Raw genomic sequence first — 18,071 nt, 5'->3', positions numbered from 1 at the left:
GGGGGACCCGTGCCCGAGCTGCCCGAGGTCGAGACCGTCCGGCAGGGGCTGGCCAAGTGGGTGGCCGGCCGGACCATCGCGACCGTCGACGTTCATCACCCCCGCGCGATCCGTCGGCACCTGCCCGGCGACGCGCATTTCATCGCCATGCTGACCGGCCGGACGATCCTCGACGCCTCCCGCCGCGGCAAGTACCTGTGGCTGCCGCTCGACTCCGGCGACGCGATCATCGGCCACCTCGGCATGAGCGGCCAGTTGCTGATGCAGCCGGCCGACGCGGAGGACGAGAAGCACCTGCGGGTCCGGTTCACGTTCACCGACGGCGGCCCGCAACTGCGCTTCGTCGACCAGCGCACCTTCGGCGGCCTGTCGGTCTCCGAGGGCGGTTCCGAGCTGCCCGACGAGATCTCCCACATCGCCCGCGACCCGATGGATCCGCTCTTCGACGACGAGGCGTTCGTGGCCCGGCTGCGCGGCAAGCACACCGAGGTCAAGCGGGCGCTGCTCGACCAGACGCTGATCAGCGGGGTGGGCAACATCTACGCCGACGAGGCGCTGTGGCGGGCCCAGCTGCACGGCAACCGGGCCACCGACCAGCTGACCCGGCCGGCCGCGCGCCGGCTGCTCGCCCACGTCCGCGACGTGCTCGGCGAGGCTATCGTGGCCGGCGGGACCAGCTTCGACGAGCTCTATGTGAACGTGAACGGCGAGAGCGGCTACTTCGACCGGTCGCTGAACGCGTACGGCCGGGAGGGCGAGCCCTGCCACCGCTGCGGCACCCCGATCCGCCGCGAGCAGTTCATGAACCGGTCCTCGTTCAGCTGTCCGCGGTGCCAACCCCGCCCGCGCCCGAGCCACTGAAAAGCGTGCTGACGTAAGGGCTGGCGTCCGTCGCCAGCCCGAACCCGGCGCCCCGGCGGCCCATCAGCCGGCGGGCGGCGGTCAGCAGCGCCGGCGGCACCCCGTGCACGATGTGCCCGTCGCCCGGCCGTACCCCGTCGCCGTCCCAGCTCTGGTAGGCCGACCACGGCCCCTCGAAGGTGCAGATCCGCACGCCCAGATCCCGGTAGAGCGGGTGGGTCGGCACCCCCGGATTGAGCACCACCCGGTGCAGCCCGCGCCGGGCCGCCAGCCGCACGGTCAGCGCGACCGGCCCGACCCCGCCCGACCCGGCCGGCGCCCGGTCGAGGAACAGCCCCTCGACGCCGTCCGCCCGCCAGGCGTCCACGTCGGCGAGCACGTCGGCCAGCGACCGGCTGCCCCAGTCGAGGTCGATGCGGCCCAGCGACTGGTGCAGGGTGCGGCGCTCGCCCGGCAGGTCCCGGATGATCCAGGTCTCGGCGTCCAGGGCCAGCTCGGCCGACGGATGTGCGTACGGGGGGAACAGTGTCTTCACGATGTTCTCCGATGGTCGCGGGCGGTCAGGGCGACGGCGAGCAGGCCGGCCACGTGGGTGACGGCGAGCGCGCCGACGGCATCCGGCAGGGGGCCGGCGGCCAATGTCTTCAGCGCGAAGGTGAGCAGCGGTGGCGCGATCGCGACCGCGGCGGCGATGCGGGTGCGGCCGCGGGCGGCGAGCAGGTAGGTGATGGCGAAGACGCCGCCCAGCAACGTGCCCCCGGCCAGCGCGAGCACCTCCTCGGCGGCGGCGGTCTCGTAGGCGGCCAGGGCCAGCGCGACGCCGATGGCCAGCGGCGGCAGCAGCCCCGCCATGGTGACGGCGGTGACCCCGCGCCGCGCGCCCGGATCGTGCCCCGCCTCGGTGTTCCAGCCGATCAGGGCCTCCAGGATCGGCACCGCCAGCAGCAGCGGAAGCCAGAACGGCGCGGTCGACCCCGACGGTCCCGCCCGCCAGATCAGACCCACGCAGATCGCCTGGGAGGCGCCGATGACCAGGTAACCGCCGGCGCGCCGCAGCTCGGGCCCGGTGAGCCGGTAGCGCCGCCGGGTCCCCGGCAGCATCGCCGGCCGGAACGCGCGGACCAGCGGCACCACGATCGCCGCCGGCAGCAGCGTCCCGATCGGCAGCCAGGGAAGCGGCAGGCCGGCCAGTCCCGCGAGGGTGGCGGCGGCGAGCAGCCAGCAGGGCACGCACCACCGCACCACCGCGCCCTCGGCCCGGGTGACCAGCGTCGCGGTGACGGTCGCGAGCGTGGCCAGCCCGCCGAGCCCGACGACCAGGGCCATCCCGCGGTGGGGCCCGAGCAGCGCGTCCGGAGCGATCCACACCAGCGCGCACCAGAGTCCGGCCACCGCGCCGAAGCCCGCCGCGACGAGCCGGCACGCGGTCTCGATGCCGGCACGCTGGGCGACCGTGACGCCCGCGCAGGTCAGGGCCTGGGCGGCGGTCCAGCCGAGCAGCAGCGTCACCAGCGGGACCGGCCAGGCGACCTGCCCGAGCGATCCGCCGCCGGCGATGGCCACGCTCAGTGGCGCGAGATAGAGCGAGCAGCGCAGGACGGCGGCGCCGAGGTAGGCGCGCCGGGCCGGCGCCCGCCGAAGGCCCCGGCTGGGTGCGACAACTTCTTCGAGGTCAAGTGGCGGCTCAGCGGCATGTCGAGGGCGATTGACGCGTACGGCGGGAGCATGCCGACCCGCGCCGACGGCTCCGGGCCGGCGGGCCCGGGTGCGGCCCGCGCGCGACGTGGTGGCGGTTCGCCTGGGAGTGACCGTCACAGCTCGTTACCACCCTTCCGGGACATGGGCCACGCGGGCGACGCACCGGCGAGCGCTTCCTCAGGCCCGCCCACCTCACCCGGCGCCTCCTGGCCCGGCCGCGCTTCCTGGCCCCGCGTCTCCTGGGCCCGCCGCGGCTCCTGGCCCGGCCGCGGCTCCTGGCCCGGCCGGGGCTCCTGGCTGAGCCGGGGCTCCTCGCTGGGCCGGGGCTCCTGGCCCGGGCGGGGCGGGAAGACGTCCAGGGCGATCGGCGCGTGGTCGGCGATGTGGCCGGCGGGCGGCATGGCGGCGAACGGGTCCTCGAAGCCGCCCAGCATCGGCCCGCCCGGGGCCGGCGAGTTCGCATTGCCGGCATTGGCTGCATTGGCCGCATTGACCCCGCTGGCCGCACCCGCGGCGGTCGCGGCGTGCCGGCTGTGTCGCCCGTTCGCGGCGGTGTCGGCGCTTGGGGTCAGCCAGCGCAGGGTGGCCGGGAGGGCGGCCCGAGGTGCCGGGACGGCCAGGGCGAGCTCGAAGGCCGGCGCCGGCGGGGGCGCCGCCAGGTCGCTGTAGAGCGCGCCGTACACCCGCACCACCCGATCGGTGGTGAAGTGCAGCAGCGCCCGCCGGCGGGCCGCGTCGCCCAGCTGCCGGCGGCGGCCCGGCGCGCGCAGCAGCCCGACGATCGCGATCGCCAGCTCGGCCGGGTCGTCCGGCTGCACCAGCACGCCCGCGTCGCCCAGCGTCTCGGCGGCCGGCCCGACGTCCACCCCGACCACGGCGCGGCCCGACATCATCGCCTCGATCAGCCGGTACGGCGGGTCGGCCGGCCCGGGCAGGTGCGCCACGACGTGCCCGGCCGTGTACCGGTCGCGCGGGTCGGCAGGCAGCGGGTGCAGCCGCACCGCCCGGCCCAGCCCGGTGCGCTCGATCTGCTCGGCGCAGAAGTCCTCGTGCGCCGGCGTGACGCCGACCAGGTGCAGCACGGTCCCGGGCTGGGCCGCGGCCACCTGCTCGAACGCGGCCAGCAGCGGAGCGAGCCCGCTGTCCGGCCCGCCGCTGCCGGCCCAGACCACGGCCGGCTCGGTGTTCAGCTCGGCCGCGCCCGGATACTCCGACGGGTCGACCCCGGCCGGCACCTGCACGAGCCGGGTCGCCTCGGCGCCGTGCCGTAGCGCGTGCCCGTGGTGGAAAGCGCTCAGCGGCGCGATCAGCCCCGCCTCGGCGTACCCGGTGCGGGCGACCGCGGCCCGGAACCGGCGCAGCACCGCGCGCACCGACGGCGACAGCCTCTCCTCGGACGGCCGGTGCCGGGCCACCGGCGCCCGGGCCTCGGTGAGCAGCAGCGGAACCGCGGCCCGCCACCGGCCGGCCAGAGCGGCCAGCAGCGGCGTCGTCCCGCCCACGCAGTGGATGAGATCGGTTTCCGGCAGCGGCACGACCAGCGCGCCGAGCGCGTGCTTGAGCAGCGTGGCGGCGGTGCGTGCGTCGCGGTGGCCGAGCCGGGGCAGCGGCGGGTCGTCCGGCGACTCGGGCCGGGCCCGCCAGGCGTCCACGAGCAGGTCGGCGAGGGGCACCCCGGTCAGCGGGTCGGGCCGTTCCCCGGCGAGCTCGGCCAGGCCACGCAGCCCGGCGGCGAACCGGCCCTCCTCGAGCAGCCCGCGGCAGAGCAGGTGGGCCGCGCCCCGGCCGGTCTCGTTGCTGTCGCCGCGGCGGCGCTCGCGGGCGGGCTCGCGGCCGATCTGCACGGCCGAGGCCGAGCCGACGTTGAGCGGCAGCGGGTACGCGGGTGCGGACGGCGGTTCGCGGTCCGTGACGGTCAGCAGGTCGAAGCGGTGGCGGCGCAGTCCCTCGACGAGGGTCCGGCACCACCCGCTCAGCGCGTCCCGCCGGTACGGGTACCCGCCGCCGGTGAGCAGGCAGATGCGCTCGTGCGACGGGGTCGATTTCACGAAGGAGGCAACGAGACAGCTCGGGAAAGTTACGAGATCCTGTCGGGTAGGCGACAGTTTTACGCGACTTTTATCCGATTTGCCGCCACATTTGTCCGAAAAGCACAGATTTCACTCCTCGGATGAGGTGGCGCCGGGTGCCCCGCCACCGGCACCCGGCGCCTGCGGCCCGGACAGTGGGCGCTTGCCCACTCAGAGTGGGCAAGCGCCCACTCAGCCGAGGGCCGCGCGCCGAACCGGGGCCTGTCCCGTTGCCGGCGCGCCTCGCGAGGAGGGAGGCTTGATGCCGGACGGGCCGGAATTTGCGATGAACGAGATGCCGACCCTTCATCGCCGGCGCGCCGCCGCGATGCCGCTCCGCGCCGATCCCGCACCGGGAACGGCCACGGCGAACTGACGGTACGCACCGGTACTACCGGCGGCAAACCGGCTAAGCCAAACGTAAGGCCTGGTAAAGAGTGTCAAGGTGGCAAGATTCACTCAGCCTGGCATCGGGACGGCGGCCGCACGGCTTGACGGAGCGTGGGTATCGGCGGACTATGGAGGTGTCGCCAGTCGCGCCCACTCATGCCTGGTTTCGGGTTTTCGCTCCGATCAGGCGTGAGCCATCTGCACCTAGCACGTTTCGAGGGTGCACGATTCTGTGCCCACGCGTGCCCGTGTGCATGGAGGTGTGGTGCACGCTGGGCGCCCTTAGAGCGGGCGGTTTCAACAACACCCAAGAAGAAGCAGTGCTTCTCAAGGAGTCACCATGGCGAAGGCCCTCTTCGGCCACGTAGGTGCGGCGCCCGATCGGCGCCTGCTCGACGAGGTCACCCGACTGCGTTCCAGGGTGCAGGCTCTGGAGTTCGAGGTCACCCGCCTCCGGGCGGAGAATGATCGTCTCGCGGCTGCCGCCGCGGAAGCGGACGACATCCTGCGGCTGACCGAGCCGGCGCTGACCTGAGTTCCGCCGGCCGCCGGCACTCGGTGGCCGAATCCCCCTCAGCACCCAAAGACGCATTCCAAACAGCGCGCCTCCACGCCGTGGCGGCGCGCATCTTTTTGTCCGATTTGCAGGGCGACGCCCCGTGCCGAGCGCGGCGTGCCGGGCCCCAGGGCCAGGCTACGGGTAGCCTGCACCCCAGCACCCTGTTGCCGACCCTCGGAGATCCGTGCACCTCAAGAGCCTGACGGTCAAGGGCTTCAAGTCCTTCGCCTCCGCCACGACGCTGCGCCTGGAGCCGGGCATCACCTGTGTGGTGGGCCCCAACGGCTCCGGCAAGTCCAACGTCGTCGACGCCATCGCCTGGGTCCTCGGCGAGCAGGGCGCCAAGGCATTGCGCGGCGGCAAGATGGAGGACGTCATCTTCGCCGGCACCGCCGGCCGGGCGCCGCTGGGCCGCGCCGAGGTGACGCTCACGATCGACAACAACGACGGCGCCCTCCCGATCGAGTACACCGAGGTCTCGATCACCCGCCGCATGTTCCGCGACGGCGCCAGCGAGTACGAGATCAACGGCAACGCCTGCCGGCTGCTCGACATCCAGGAGCTGCTGAGCGACTCCGGCATCGGCCGCGAGATGCACATCATCGTGGGCCAGGGCCGGCTCGACGCGATGCTGCACGCCAAGCCCGAGGACCGCCGCGCCTTCATCGAGGAGGCCGCCGGCGTCCTCAAGCACCGCAAGCGCAAAGAGAAGGCGATCCGCAAGCTCGACGCGATGCAGGTCAACCTCAACCGGCTGACCGACCTCACCGCCGAGCTCCGCCGCCAGCTCAAGCCGCTCGGCAAGCAGGCCGAGGTGGCCCGCCGCGCCGCCGGCATCCAGGCCGACCTGCGCGACGCCCGGCTCCGGCTGCTCGCCGACGACCTGCACACGCTGCGCACCACCTTGGACAAGGAGATCGCCGACGAGTCGGCGATGCGGGACCGCCGCGAGCAGGTCGAGCAGGAAAATCGCGAGTTCCAGCGCCTGCTCGCCGACCTCGAGTTCGCGCACGCCGAGGACGCGCCGCTGCTGCAGGCCGCGCAGGACACCTGGTACAAGCTTTCCGCCCTGCAGGAGCGCTTCCGCTCGACCGAGCAGCTCGCCAGCGAGCGGCTGCGCCACCTCGCCGCCACCCCCGACGACGAGCGTCCGGGGCGCGACCCCGACCAGCTGGTCGCCGAGGCCGAGCGGGTACGCGAGCAGGAAGAGGAACTGCGCGAGGCCCTCACCGACGATCAGATGCGTCTCGCCGAGGCGGTCGAGCGGCGGCAGGAGCTGGAAAGGCAGCTGGCCGCGGCCGAGGGCGCGCTGCGGGCGGCCGCCAAGGCGATCGCCGACCGGCGCGAGGGGCTGGCGAAGCTCACCGGAAACGTGAACGCGGCCCGGGCCCGTACGGAAGGCGCCGCCGAGGAGATCGAGCGCCTCGCCTCGGCCCACACCGACGCCCTGATGCGCGCCGAGGCCGCTCAGGCCGAGGTGGACGCGGTCGCCGCGGAGTCCACCGAGGCCGACCGCGACAACGTCGAGCTCGACGAGCGGCACGCCGAGGCGGCGGGCGCGCTCGACCGGGCCAACGCGGTGGTGCGCGAGCTGAGCGACGCCGAGCGGGCCGCGGAGAAGGACGCGGCCAGCTGGAAGGCGCGCGAGGAAGCCCTCGCGCTCGGCCTGCAGCGCAAGGACGGCGCCGGCGCGCTGCTCGCCAAGTCCGGCGAAGTGCCCGGCATGCTCGGCAGCCTCGCCTCGATGCTCACCGTCCGCAACGGGTACGAGGCGGCGGTCGCGGCCGCGCTGGGCGCGCTCGCCGACGCGGTGGCGCTCTCCGGTGTGGACGAGGCGATCGAGGCGATGCGCTCGCTGAAGATCGCCGACGCCGGCCGCGCCGCGCTGGTCGTGGCCTCGCCGGCGGCGCCCGGCATGCGCGGCTCGCTCGAGTCGCTGCGTCCCCAGCTGCCCGGCGGCGCCGTCTGGGCGCCCGAGGTGATCGACTGCCCCGAGCAGGTCCGCCCGGCGCTCAACCGCGCCCTGCGCGACGTGGCGCTCGTGCCCGACCTCGCCGCCGCGGCCGCGGTCGTCGCGCAGAACGCCGAGCTGCGCGCGGTCACCCCCGACGGCGACGTGCTCGGCGCGTTCGCGGCCGCCGGCGGCTCCGGAAAGGCCACCAGCTACATCGAGGTGCAGGCCGCCGTCGACGAGGCCAAGGCCACCCGGGCCACGGCCGAGGAGACGATCCGCGAGGTCAAGGCGCAGCTGGTCGACGCGCGCGCCGAGGTGGCCGAGCGCAAGGAAGTGGTGAGCGTCGCGGCCGCCGCCAAGCGCGCGGCCGAGGGCGAGCGCAACGCCGCCGCCCGCCGGCTCGCCGAGCTCGGCGCGGCCGCCCGCTCCGCCAAGGCCGAGAGCGAGCGCCTCGGCGCCGCGCGGCAGAAGGCCGAGTCGGCCCGCGAGACCGACCTGATGCGGCTGGCCGAGCTCGAGGAACGGCTGTCGCTGGCCGAGTCGACCCCGATCGACGAGGAGCCGTCCACCGAGGAACGGGACCAGCTCGCCGCGCTCGTCCCGCAGTCCCGGCAGAACGAGATGGAAGTACGCCTCGCCGTCCGCACGGCCGAGGAGCGGGTCTCGTCGATCGCGGGCCGCGCCGACTCGCTGATGCGGCAGGCCAACGCCGAGCGTCAGGCCCGCGAGCGGGCCGCCGCCCGCCGGGCCGCCCGGGCCCGCGGCGCCGAGATCGCCAAGGCGGTCGCCCTCGGCGCGGCCACCGCCATGCTCCGGGTCGAGGTGTCGCTGGCGGCGGCCGTCGAGGCCCGCGACGAGCTGGCGCAGGCGCGCACCGCCCGCGAGGCCGAGCTTCAAGAGGTGCGCGCGAGCGCCAAGCGCCTCGTGGCCGAGCTGGAGCGGCTCACCAGCGAGGTGCACCGCGACGAGATGGCCCGCGCCGAGCAGCGCATGCGCATCGAGCAGCTCGAGGCCAAGGCCGCCGAGGACTTCTCGCTCGACGTGGACACGCTGATCAGCGAATACGGGCCGGACCAGCTCGTGCCGCCGAGCGCCGCCGAGACCGCGCAGGCGGAGAAGGACGGCAAACCCGTACCCGAGCCTGCTCCTTTTCATCGGCCGACCCAGGAGAAGCGCGGCAACAAGGCGGAGCGCGACCTGCAGCTGCTGGGCAAGGTCAACCCGCTGGCGCTGGAGGAGTTCGCCGCGCTCGAGGAGCGCTTCAAGTTCCTCTCCGACCAGCTGGAAGACCTCAAGGCCACCCGCAAAGACCTGCTCACCGTGGTCAAGGACGTCGACGACCGCATCCTCGAGGTGTTCACGTCGGCGTTCGAAGACACGGCCCGCGAGTTCCAGGTCGTCTTCCAGGTGCTCTTCCCCGGCGGCGAGGGCCGGCTCGTGCTCACCGACCCGGAAGACATGCTGACCACCGGTGTCGAGGTCGAAGCCCGCCCGCCGGGCAAGAAGATCAAGCGGCTGTCGCTGCTCTCCGGCGGCGAGCGCTCGCTGACCGCGGTGGCCATGCTCTGCGCGATCTTCCGGGCCCGCCCCTCGCCCTTCTACATCATGGACGAGGTCGAGGCGGCCCTCGACGACGTCAACCTGGGCCGGTTGATTACGCTCTTCGAGCAGTTGCGGGAGCGGAGCCAGCTGCTGATCATCACGCACCAGAAGCGGACGATGGAGGTCGCCGACGCCCTCTACGGCGTCACGATGCGATCCGGTGTCACGCAGGTGATCAGCCAGCGGCTGAAGAACCAATCGGAGGACTAGTAAGCATGTCGCGCGAACGCGCCCAGGCCCTGCTCATCGACCTGGACGGCGTGCTGCGCCGCTGGGACCCGGCCCCGATGATCGCCGTCGAGGTCGAGTACGGCCTGAAGCCGGCCGCGCTGCTGGAGACGGCGATGTCGTGGGACATCTACCGCCCCGCCGTGGCCGGCGAGATCTCCGACGCCGAGTGGATGGAGCTGGTCGCTGCGCGCCTGCCCATCGAGCCCGCGCGGGCCGCCGAGGCGGTCGCCCGGTGGCAGTCGTACCGCGGCGAGGTCGACCCGGAGGCGCTGGCGTTCGTCCGCGAGGTGCGGGCCGGCGGGCGCAAGGTGGGCATCGCCACCAACGCCACCGACCGCCTGCGACCCGACCTCGACGCGCTGAGCCTCACCGAGGAGGTCGACGTGGTGATCAGCTCGTGGGAGCTGAAAATCCACAAGCCCGCCCCGGAGTTCTTCACCGAGGCCTGCCACCTGATCGCCACGAAGCCCGAGCACGTCCTCTTCGTGGACGACGACGAACGCGTCATCCGCGGCGCCCGGGCGGCGGGCCTGTCCGCCTATCGCTGGACCGGCCCGCACCACGTCGAGCTGCTCAAGAAGGCCCTCGACCTGCCGGAATCTTCCTGAGACGAGGGCGGAACGCGGATTGGCACCGAGCGACGGCTCGGGCCGCCGCTCGGTGCCGTCATTGAAGTGCGGCCCTGCTCGAGCACGCAGACTCAGCCCAGTGTCAGGCTCGTTTGATCGCAGCGAGGATGACGGGGACGGCGGTGGCCACGCTGGTGAGGATTACCAGCGCCGAGAATGCCGGATCGGAATGACGAAGCGAGTTCCATGCGAGCGGTGCAGAGATGACCGCGAGCCCGGCGAGGATCAGAAGATACGGCCATAACGGCGTTCGCTTCTCCACCTCTGGAGGAGCGACGGTAACGTTCAGCAGTAGTACGACCACGTGACTTCCTAAGGTTGTTCCGGCGTTGGATGACTCCGCAGGTTTGGGGAGTCTGGTGCAGTCCGCTTGGTAGGCGAGTGCCGTAAATTATCACCGATGCCCGGGTATGTCCGAATTGGCCCGGTGGGTTCACTCGATGTGGTGATCTCTGGCGCGGACGGCGCCGGATTCGCGCCGACTGGAACCGAGGCGTCGTTTTCCATGCCCCGATCGGCTGCAGGATCTGGAGTTGCCCCCTCCGTGGTGCGGGTCGGACTGCCCAGCATTTCGCCGAGCAACCGTCGGTCGAGGCCGAGGTGAACTCCCACTCCAGCTACATCGAGAAGTGAAGAGTTCGGATCGTCCCTCGGCAGCGTGTCCGCCCGCGATACGGCAATTACCAGGACATGCTGGAACTGCGGCGGAGGCGGCTCATCGGGTTGGGTTGCGGTGCCGTCCGGCCATAGCAGGAGCGCCGCGTTCTCCAACGTGTGTTCGCAGTCCGGCGCCGTCGCGGCGCTGCCGTCGGCCTTCAAGTACAGGAACGGCACTCGCCGTCCGTCGCTGAGCAACGCCCAGACGGTGGACCAGCCGGCATTCCTGGCTCCGGGAACTGGCATGGGCTGGCCGGTCAGAATGCGACAGAGGACGAAGACTTTCTTCCCCGCCGGCAGAGGTGCAACCGTGGAGGCCTGGTCCACGGCGGCAGACGAGGGGTTCGATCGAACCGGAGTGGTGACCGCGTAGCGCAGGCCCGGTGTCGTCTCCGGTGTGGCGCTCGGCGATGGTGGGGGCGGCGCCGGCCTGCCGGCTGCGAGCGGCTGACCGGACTGTCGAAGCAGCAGATATACGGTGAGAACGGTGATGGTCAGGGCCATCAGTCCGGCTATGGCCGTCCAGCGGAGAAGCCGCGAAGCTCGCTGCCATCCGTTGTGGGTGTCGGTGATGGCGGCGAGCAGGTGGCCGGTGTGCTCCGCGGTGCCCAGACGCACCCGCCGTTCCAACCATTGATCGATCTCGCCGGGCGACGCACCGACCGCCCCGAGCACCGCACTGAGCATCTCGGGGCGAGGAAGCCGCTGACCGGAGAGCGCGACGCTCAAGGTACTGGGGGCGAAGCCCGCCTTGTCGGCGACGGCCTTGCGACTGCTTTGTTCCTTGTCGATGCGCCTGGCCAGATCCGATGCGAACAGCATGCGGCTGTCACCGTCAGCAGTCTGGGCTGCGATGCTGTTCGCCGGCGCGGTTTGACTGCTCTTGGGCCGGCACGCGTCCGACGCCGCCTCCCAGCGAGACCGCCAAGCGTCGGGATCGCCGCCACACCCTGCCACGAATGCCTCGGTCACTTGCCAGGTTGGCAGCATTGTGCTCGACACAGCCTGGGCCAGGACGGTGTGCGAAAAATTTGATCGCTTGGCAAGCTCGCGGTAAGACGGGTCGCCGTCACGTTCCTTCAGCTCACGCAGGCCTTGTTTGAGGGTGGCAACGGGATCTGACTGCTCTCGCGAAGGCTGATTCGGCATCGGCCGGCGTCGTTTGAGCAGCTTCGGTCGTGGCATGAGCCCTCCGGAACGTTCGAGAACGGCGACTTACATTCGTTCTCGAGGCCTAACGAGCCTGCCACTACCGCGTGCTTAGCTGACACGGACCTGACACGGATCGGATCAAGTCATCACCGGGCCGCGTTTGCGTAAGCCGACCCATGCACCGCCGGCCGAACAGTGCCGCTACACGCCGCGGACGACGCTAACGTTCGGCGAGTTCTGCTTGCGGATGCTTGGTGTACGGCACCTGACGGGCTACCGATGCGATGTCATCGGTGGCAACCAAGGGTCGTTCCCGCGTTGATGCTTGGTAGGCGCACCGGGAGAGGGGTTCCCCGCTGCGTGGGGAACCCCTCATTTCAGTCGCCGGTGGCGCCGTCTATGCGCTCTCTGAGCAGGTCGGCGTGGCCGTTGTGGCGGGCGTACTCCTCGATCATGTGGAGGTAGACCCAGCGGAGGCTCAGCGTGTTGCCGCGGCTCGAGGTGAACTCGTGCTCCAGCGGCAGGCCGGCGACCGCCTGGTCGGCCAGGGGGAGCTCGGCTCGGAAGGCGGCGAAGTTGGCCTCGGCGTCGGCGTCGGCCACGTCGTCGAAGTCGCCGTCGATGTTGTCGTCGGCGATGTAGAGGTCGTCGGGGAGGGTCTGGCCGGCGGCGCGTACGCGGAACCAGCTGCGCTCGACCTCGGTCATGTGGCGGACCAGGCCCAGCAGCGTCAGGGTGGACGGCTCGGCGCTGGCGGTCTTGAGCTGCTCGGCCGTCAGGCCGGCGCATTTGGTCAGGAGGGTCTGGCGGTGCCAGTCGAGCCAGCCCTGCAGCATCTGCCGCTCGGGGCCGGTGAAAGGCTCGCTCTCGCGCTGGGGTGAGGGTGCGGTCCAGGTAGTCATCGCTGATCATCCTGCCGGGGATAGGTCACCTCGGCCACCGAGAAAAGGTCGCCCTCCTTGGTCGTGCCCTCGACCGTGACCGTGGCGGTGGGCCCGGTGAGCTCCAGAGTGCTCACGGCGTTGCCGAAGTAGGGGCCGGCCAGCCGCTTCCAGCTCCACGCGGGGCGGGCCACGCCGGCCGAGCGGGCCAGGCCGCGGACTCCGCGCGCCGCCAGGCGGGACCAGCTGAACCGCATCAGCGGGCGCATGAAGGCCGGCACCTGGTTGTGCACCGGCGAGCAGGTCAGCTGCATGACCGGCGTCGCGGTGCCGAGCGAGGCCTGCGCCACGTACGAATGGTGGACGTCGCCGGACAGCACGCTGATCGTCGCGGGGGCGCTGTAAGCGGGGCCGCTGCCGATGCGGCCGCCGTTGAACGAGCCGGCGGCCAGGTGCCGGAAGAGCTCGCCCAGGGCGGCGAAGGAGCGGCCGAACGCGGCCCAGTGCTCCAGGTCGAAGGTGCGCCGGATCTTCTCGGCGCGGGCCGCGACCCGGGGCGAGGACGAGTCGGCGCGGCGCTCGTTCCACGCCTCGAGGTGGTGGATGGCGGGCGGCATCAGCCATGGCAGCGACGAGCCGACGACGAGGTGGTCGTAGTCGCCGTGCGCCTGGTCGACGAACCACTGCCATTCCTGGGCGGGCAGCATCTCGCGGGCGCCGTTGGAGAGGACCCGGTTGCAGCGGTTGTCGAGCATCACCAGGCGGGTGCGGCCGAGATCGAGAGCGAAGCTCCAGCGGTAGCGGTCGACCGTGGCGGTGTCGACCGTGCGGCCGAAGTCGTGCAGCAGGACCGTGGCGTCCTCGGCCGCGGCCACCTTGGGGAAGAGCGGGTCGGCGTCGAGCTCCTCCGGCGACAGGTTGCCCAGGTGCTGGTAGACCCAGTAGGAGGCGAGGCCGCCGGTGATCCGCTCGATCCACCAGGACTGGGCGGCCATGTCCTCGCGCCAGGAGAGCGACGTGTTCCAGTCGTCGATCAGCTCGTGGTCGTCGAAGATCATCACGCTGGGCACGGTGGAGAGCAGCCAGCGGATCTCGGGGTCGCGCCACGACTCCAGGTACAGCTTCGTGTACTCGTCGAACGTCACCACCTGGTCTTCCGGGCCCTGGTGGCCGGCCGCGCGGCGGCGGCGCAGGAAGCGCTTGACCTTGGCGGAGGTGTTGTCGGCGTAGACCTGGTCGCCCAGCAGGACGATCAGGTCGGGCGCGGGCCCGCCGGCCATCATGCGGCGGGCGTAGGCGTCCAGGGCGTCGGGCGGCAGGTGGCGGGCCGTGGAGTGGGGCGTCGCTTCGCGACACGACCCGAAGATCAATCGGACCGGGCCGTCGTCCTCTCCCTCTTCGCGCGTGCGGATCACCGATGGCGGGTACGGCGTGCCGGCCGCGGGCCACACCTGGCGATCGTCGAGGAGGACCCGGTATGCGCCGGCCGTGCCCGGGGTCAGCCCCTCCACGATCACGAGCGCGTAGTGATGCCCGTACGCGGAAAATGTCGTCGCCGAGCCGGCGCCGCCCCCGTCGACCTCGACCCGGACGGTGGCCGGCGCCGTCGTTTCCACCCAGATCGTCGCTCGGGTGCCGACGACGCGCCGCAGGAGAGGGCCGATGAGCAGATGTGCGGTCACGGGACGCGAGGCCTTCCGGTAAGGGGGCTCTCATCCTCCGCCAGATGTGCCGGATCTCGCCACTGCACGGCCCACGCCACGCGCCGACGGCTCGTCTGTCAGGATTTGAGCCATGGAATACGTGGTCGCCGCAGTCATCCTGCTCGTCGTCCTGGTGGCCGGCGTCGTCGGCCTGGTGGTGCCGCGCATGCGCCGCCGGGAGCTGCCGCCGGCGGGCGGGGCCCCCACGACCACGATCGAGCGACCCCCGGCCGCCGGGGAAGAGGCGCCGGAGCTGATCGTCCCCGCCGAGGCGGACGAGGAGCTCCCTCCGCTGATCGTGGAGGAGAAGCCGCCGGTCAAGGAGCTCGAGAAGCCGGAGCCGACCGCGGGCCGGCTCGTGCGGCTGCGTGCCCGGCTGTCCCGCTCGCAGAGCGTGTTCGGCCGCGGCCTGCTCAGCGTGCTCTCCCGCGACCACCTCGACGAGGACGCGTGGGAGGAGATCGAGGACAGCCTGATCTCGGCGGACGTCGGCGTCGAGGCCACCCAGGTGATCGTCGCCCGGCTGCGTGAGCGGGTGCGGGTGCTCGGCACGCGCACGGTGGCCGAGGTGCGCCGGCAGCTGGCCGAGGAGCTGACCGAGGCGCTGGAGCCCGATCTCGACCGCACGCTGAAGACCACGCCGCACGACGGCCGCCCGGCGGTGCTGCTGGTGGTCGGGGTGAACGGCGCCGGCAAGACCACGACCTGCGGAAAGATCGGCCGGGTGCTGATCGCCGACGGGCGCAGCGTGCTGTTCGGCGCGGCCGACACCTTCCGGGCCGCCGCCGCCGACCAGCTGCAGACCTGGGGCGAGCGGGTGGGCGCCGAGACCGTGCGCGGCCCCGAGGGCGGCGACCCGGCGAGCGTGGCGTTCGACGCGGTCAAGCGCGGCATCGACACCGGCGTGGACACCGTGCTGATCGACACGGCCGGCCGCCTGCAGAACAAGGTCGGCCTGATGGACGAGCTCGGCAAGGTCAAGCGGGTGGTGGAGAAGCACGGGCCGGTCGACGAGACCCTGCTGATCCTGGACGCGACCACCGGGCAGAACGGTCTCGAGCAGGCCCGCGTGTTCACCGAAGTGGTGGACGTTACCGGCGTCGTGCTGACCAAGCTCGACGGCACCGCGAAGGGCGGCATCGTCATCGCCGTGCAGCGCAAGCTGGGGATTCCCGTCAAGCTGGTGGGTCTCGGCGAGGGTCCGGACGACTTGGCGCCGTTCGAGCCGGCCGCCTTCGTCGAGGCGCTCCTTGGTTCCGACAGCTAGTCTCGGAGGCCAGCGTTGTTGAAATTAGGGGGCCGTGGGTGACGCAGGAGCCGGTGCGGGAGATTCCGCTGCACGGCGGCAACGTCAGCACGGTCTCGCGGGTCGGCGACACCGTCCGGCGCAACACCGGACCGTGGACGCCGGCCGTGCACGCGCTGCTCAACCACCTCGAGCGGGTCGGCTTCACCGGGTCGCCGCACGCGCTGGGCGTCGACGAGAAGGGCCGCGAGGTCCTGTCGTACCTCGACGGCGAGTGCGGTGAATACCCGCTGGCGCCGCACTGGGTGACCGAGGAGGCGCTGGTCACGGTCGCGACCATGCTGCGCATGTTCCACGACGCGCAGTACGGCTTCGCCCCGCCGCCGAACGCGGTGTGGCGCTCGTTCGGGCCGCCCCCGCCGGACACCGAGGTGATCTGCCACCACGACGCCGCCCCGCACAACGTGGTCTGGCGGCCCGACGGCACCCTCGCCCTGATCGACTTCGACCTGGCCTCCCCGGGCGCCCGCATCTACGACGTGGCCTACGCGGCGTGGACCTGGGTGCCGCTGTTCAGCGACCGGGACTCGTACACGCTGGGCTGGAAGAGGCCGAACCGGCCGCGCCGCCTGCGGCTGTTCGCCGACGCGTACGGATTGATCCCGCGCGACCGGCACCGGCTGGTCCGCACCATCCGCAAGCGGATCGTCGACCACGTCGAGGGGATCCGGCGGATGGCGGCGGCCGGCGATCCGGCTTTCGTGCGGATCGTGCACAAGGGCCACCTCCGGCGACCGATGCGCGACCTCCGGCTGCTCGATTACGAGCGCCACACCCTGGAATACGCGCTTCGTTAGGCGTATTGCCCGGATTTGGGCGGCCTCGTCGTGCCGCCTGTGAGAGTTTCTTCACACGTACGAAACAAGCCGTCACGCGCCGGAAATCGCGCGTAGACCGTGCGTGAAACCTCCGACCGGAAGTCTTCTGCCCGAACCGGCCGACTGGCGACGCTGCCCCGTAGGTCGTGTGGGAGGACACCAATAATCCGAGAGGAGGCAGCGTGGAGATCGATACAGGCAATACCGCCTGGTTGCTCCTGTCGTCTGCGCTCGTTCTGCTTATGACCCCCGGTCTGGCGCTGTTCTACGGTGGCCTCAACCGGAACAAGGGCATGTTGAACATGATGATGATGAGCTTCTCGAGTATCGGGCTCATCTCCGTCCTGTGGGCCCTGTACGGCTTCACCCTGGCGTTCGGGACGAACGACAGCGACGGCCTCAACAGGTTCCTCGGCAGCTTCACCCAGTACTGGGGCTCCGGCACCACCTGGACCTCCGAGCTCTGGGGTCAGACCGGCATCCCCACCTACGTCTTCATGGCGTTCCAGATGATGTTCGCCATCATCACGGTCGCCCTGATCAGCGGCGCCCTCTCCGACCGCCTCAAGTTCGGCGGCTGGGTCCTGTTCGCGATCGGCTGGTTCACCCTGGTCTACGTCCCGGTCGCGCACTGGGTCTGGGGCGGTGGCTGGATCGGCGCCAAGCTGCACGCGCTCGACTTCGCCGGTGGCACCGCGGTCCACATCAACGCCGGTGCGGCGGCCCTCGGTGTCATCCTGGTGCTCGGCAAGCGCATCGGCTGGCCGCGGGAGAACATGCGCCCGCACAACGTGCCGTTCGTCGCGCTCGGCGCCGGCCTGCTGTGGTTCGGCTGGTTCGGCTTCAACGCCGGCTCCGAGCTGACCGTGGACAGCACCACCGCGATCGCCTTCGTGAACACGCAGCTCGCCACCGCCGCCGCGCTCTGCGGCTGGTGCATCGTCGAGTGGCTGCGCGACGGCAAGCCGACCCTGGTCGGCGCGTCCTCCGGCGCGGTCGCCGGCCTGGTCGCCATCACCCCGGCCTGTGGCTTCGTCGCCCCGCTGCCGGCCGCCCTGATCGGCATCATCGCCGGCGCGGTCTGTGCCCTCGCCGTCAGCCTCAAGTACAAGCTGGGCTACGACGACTCGCTCGACGTCGTCGGCGTCCACTTCGTCGGTGGATGGATCGGCTCGCTCTCCATCGGCTTCTTCGCCACCACGCAGGTCAACGGCGCGATCACCGACGTGCTCGGCGCCGACAACGGCCTGTTCTACGGCGGCGGCGCCACCCAGCTCGGACGGCAGTTCATCGGCAGCCTGTCGGTGACGGTCTACTCCTTCGTGATCGCGGCAGTGATCGCGCTCGCCCTCAAGGCCGTCAAGCTCCTGCGGGTCAGCGATGACGCCGAGGTCGGCGGGATCGACATCGCCGCCCACGGCGAGACCGCGTACGACTTCACCCCGGCCAGCGGCTCGGGTGGTGGCGGCGCCTTCGCGATGGCCGGCATCTCGCCGAGCTCCGGCGCGGACACCAAGGCCGACGAAAAGGTCGCCGGTTAAATACCCCCATGACTGCTCCG

General features: G+C 71.8%; 14 protein-coding genes. 7 read left to right on the top strand and 7 right to left on the bottom strand.

Going from position 1 to position 18,071, the window contains the following annotated elements:
* Nucleotides 1–9 precede the first annotated feature (9 nt).
* A complete protein-coding gene (gene mutM, locus ACQPZX_RS43110) occupies nucleotides 10–861 on the top strand; it encodes a bifunctional DNA-formamidopyrimidine glycosylase/DNA-(apurinic or apyrimidinic site) lyase (RefSeq protein ID WP_433369238.1) in 852 nt (283 codons plus the stop codon).
* Here mutM and ACQPZX_RS43105 read toward each other — a convergent pair.
* The 3 genes from ACQPZX_RS43105 to ACQPZX_RS43095 are packed head-to-tail and all read right to left on the bottom strand — an operon-like array spanning nucleotide 818 to nucleotide 4,607.
* Nucleotides 818–1,396 (bottom strand): spherulation-specific family 4 protein, encoded by a 579-nt coding sequence (locus ACQPZX_RS43105; RefSeq protein ID WP_433369235.1) that lies wholly within the window; start codon nucleotides 1,394–1,396, stop codon nucleotides 818–820. The two genes, mutM and ACQPZX_RS43105, sit on opposite strands and share 44 nt — an antisense overlap.
* The gene (locus ACQPZX_RS43100; protein WP_433369232.1) at nucleotides 1,393–2,676 is read right to left on the bottom strand and encodes a hypothetical protein; all 1,284 of its coding nucleotides are present in this window, start codon (nucleotides 2,674–2,676) and stop codon (nucleotides 1,393–1,395) included. The genes ACQPZX_RS43105 and ACQPZX_RS43100 overlap by 4 nt, the downstream gene beginning before the upstream one ends.
* Complete coding sequence (locus tag ACQPZX_RS43095) at nucleotides 2,673–4,607, bottom strand: DUF3492 domain-containing protein (RefSeq protein ID WP_433369229.1); 1,935 nt, start codon at nucleotides 4,605–4,607, stop codon at nucleotides 2,673–2,675. Before ACQPZX_RS43095 ends, ACQPZX_RS43100 begins: the two co-directional genes overlap by 4 nt.
* Before the next feature lie 751 nt (nucleotides 4,608–5,358).
* Between ACQPZX_RS43095 and ACQPZX_RS43090 the strand changes: the two genes are divergently transcribed.
* From ACQPZX_RS43090 to ACQPZX_RS43080, 3 genes are all read left to right on the top strand, one after another.
* On the top strand, nucleotides 5,359–5,553 hold the full coding sequence (locus tag ACQPZX_RS43090; RefSeq protein WP_020518001.1) for a hypothetical protein: 195 nt from the start codon (nucleotides 5,359–5,361) through the stop codon (nucleotides 5,551–5,553).
* A gap of 208 nt (nucleotides 5,554–5,761) precedes the next feature.
* Nucleotides 5,762–9,343 carry a chromosome segregation protein SMC gene (gene smc / locus ACQPZX_RS43085; RefSeq protein WP_433369226.1) on the top strand — a complete coding sequence of 1,194 codons (3,582 nt, stop codon included), beginning with the start codon at nucleotides 5,762–5,764 and terminating at the stop codon, nucleotides 9,341–9,343.
* Between the two features lie 5 nt (nucleotides 9,344–9,348).
* On the top strand, nucleotides 9,349–9,972 hold the full coding sequence (locus ACQPZX_RS43080; protein WP_433369223.1) for an HAD family hydrolase: 624 nt from the start codon (nucleotides 9,349–9,351) through the stop codon (nucleotides 9,970–9,972).
* Between the two features lie 103 nt (nucleotides 9,973–10,075).
* Here ACQPZX_RS43080 and ACQPZX_RS43075 read toward each other — a convergent pair whose 3' ends face one another.
* The 4 genes from ACQPZX_RS43075 to ACQPZX_RS43060 all read right to left on the bottom strand — a co-directional run bounded on the left by ACQPZX_RS43075 (nucleotide 10,076) and on the right by ACQPZX_RS43060 (nucleotide 14,365).
* On the bottom strand, nucleotides 10,076–10,297 hold the full coding sequence (locus ACQPZX_RS43075) for a hypothetical protein (RefSeq protein ID WP_433369216.1): 222 nt from the start codon (nucleotides 10,295–10,297) through the stop codon (nucleotides 10,076–10,078).
* A gap of 8 nt (nucleotides 10,298–10,305) precedes the next feature.
* The gene (locus ACQPZX_RS43070; protein ID WP_433369213.1) at nucleotides 10,306–11,835 is read right to left on the bottom strand and encodes a helix-turn-helix domain-containing protein; all 1,530 of its coding nucleotides are present in this window, start codon (nucleotides 11,833–11,835) and stop codon (nucleotides 10,306–10,308) included.
* Between the two features lie 344 nt (nucleotides 11,836–12,179).
* Nucleotides 12,180–12,704, bottom strand: coding sequence for a DinB family protein (locus ACQPZX_RS43065; protein ID WP_433369211.1), 525 nt, complete (start codon nucleotides 12,702–12,704; stop codon nucleotides 12,180–12,182).
* Entirely contained in the window at nucleotides 12,701–14,365 is a 1,665-nt protein-coding gene (locus ACQPZX_RS43060) for an alkaline phosphatase D family protein (protein ID WP_433369208.1), read from the bottom strand. The genes ACQPZX_RS43065 and ACQPZX_RS43060 overlap by 4 nt, the downstream gene beginning before the upstream one ends.
* 112 nt (nucleotides 14,366–14,477) lie before the next feature.
* On the opposite strand from ACQPZX_RS43060, the gene ftsY reads away from it, so the two are divergent.
* The 3 genes from ftsY to ACQPZX_RS43045 all read left to right on the top strand — a co-directional run bounded on the left by ftsY (nucleotide 14,478) and on the right by ACQPZX_RS43045 (nucleotide 18,051).
* Nucleotides 14,478–15,653 (top strand): signal recognition particle-docking protein FtsY, encoded by a 1,176-nt coding sequence (gene ftsY, locus ACQPZX_RS43055; RefSeq protein ID WP_433369206.1) that lies wholly within the window; start codon nucleotides 14,478–14,480, stop codon nucleotides 15,651–15,653.
* Nucleotides 15,654–15,691: 38 nt separating this feature from the next.
* Nucleotides 15,692–16,489: a phosphotransferase gene (locus ACQPZX_RS43050; protein WP_433369203.1), complete on the top strand. Its 798-nt coding sequence runs from the start codon at nucleotides 15,692–15,694 to the stop codon at nucleotides 16,487–16,489.
* Nucleotides 16,490–16,752: 263 nt separating this feature from the next.
* Nucleotides 16,753–18,051, top strand: a complete 1,299-nt coding sequence (locus ACQPZX_RS43045; protein ID WP_433385800.1) for an ammonium transporter — start codon at nucleotides 16,753–16,755, stop codon at nucleotides 18,049–18,051.
* Nucleotides 18,052–18,071 lie beyond the last annotated feature (20 nt).

The organism is Actinoplanes sp. CA-142083 (assembly GCF_050942195.1).
Taxonomy (GTDB): domain Bacteria; phylum Actinomycetota; class Actinomycetes; order Mycobacteriales; family Micromonosporaceae; genus Actinoplanes.
This window is presented reverse-complemented; position numbering and strand designations above follow the sequence as displayed.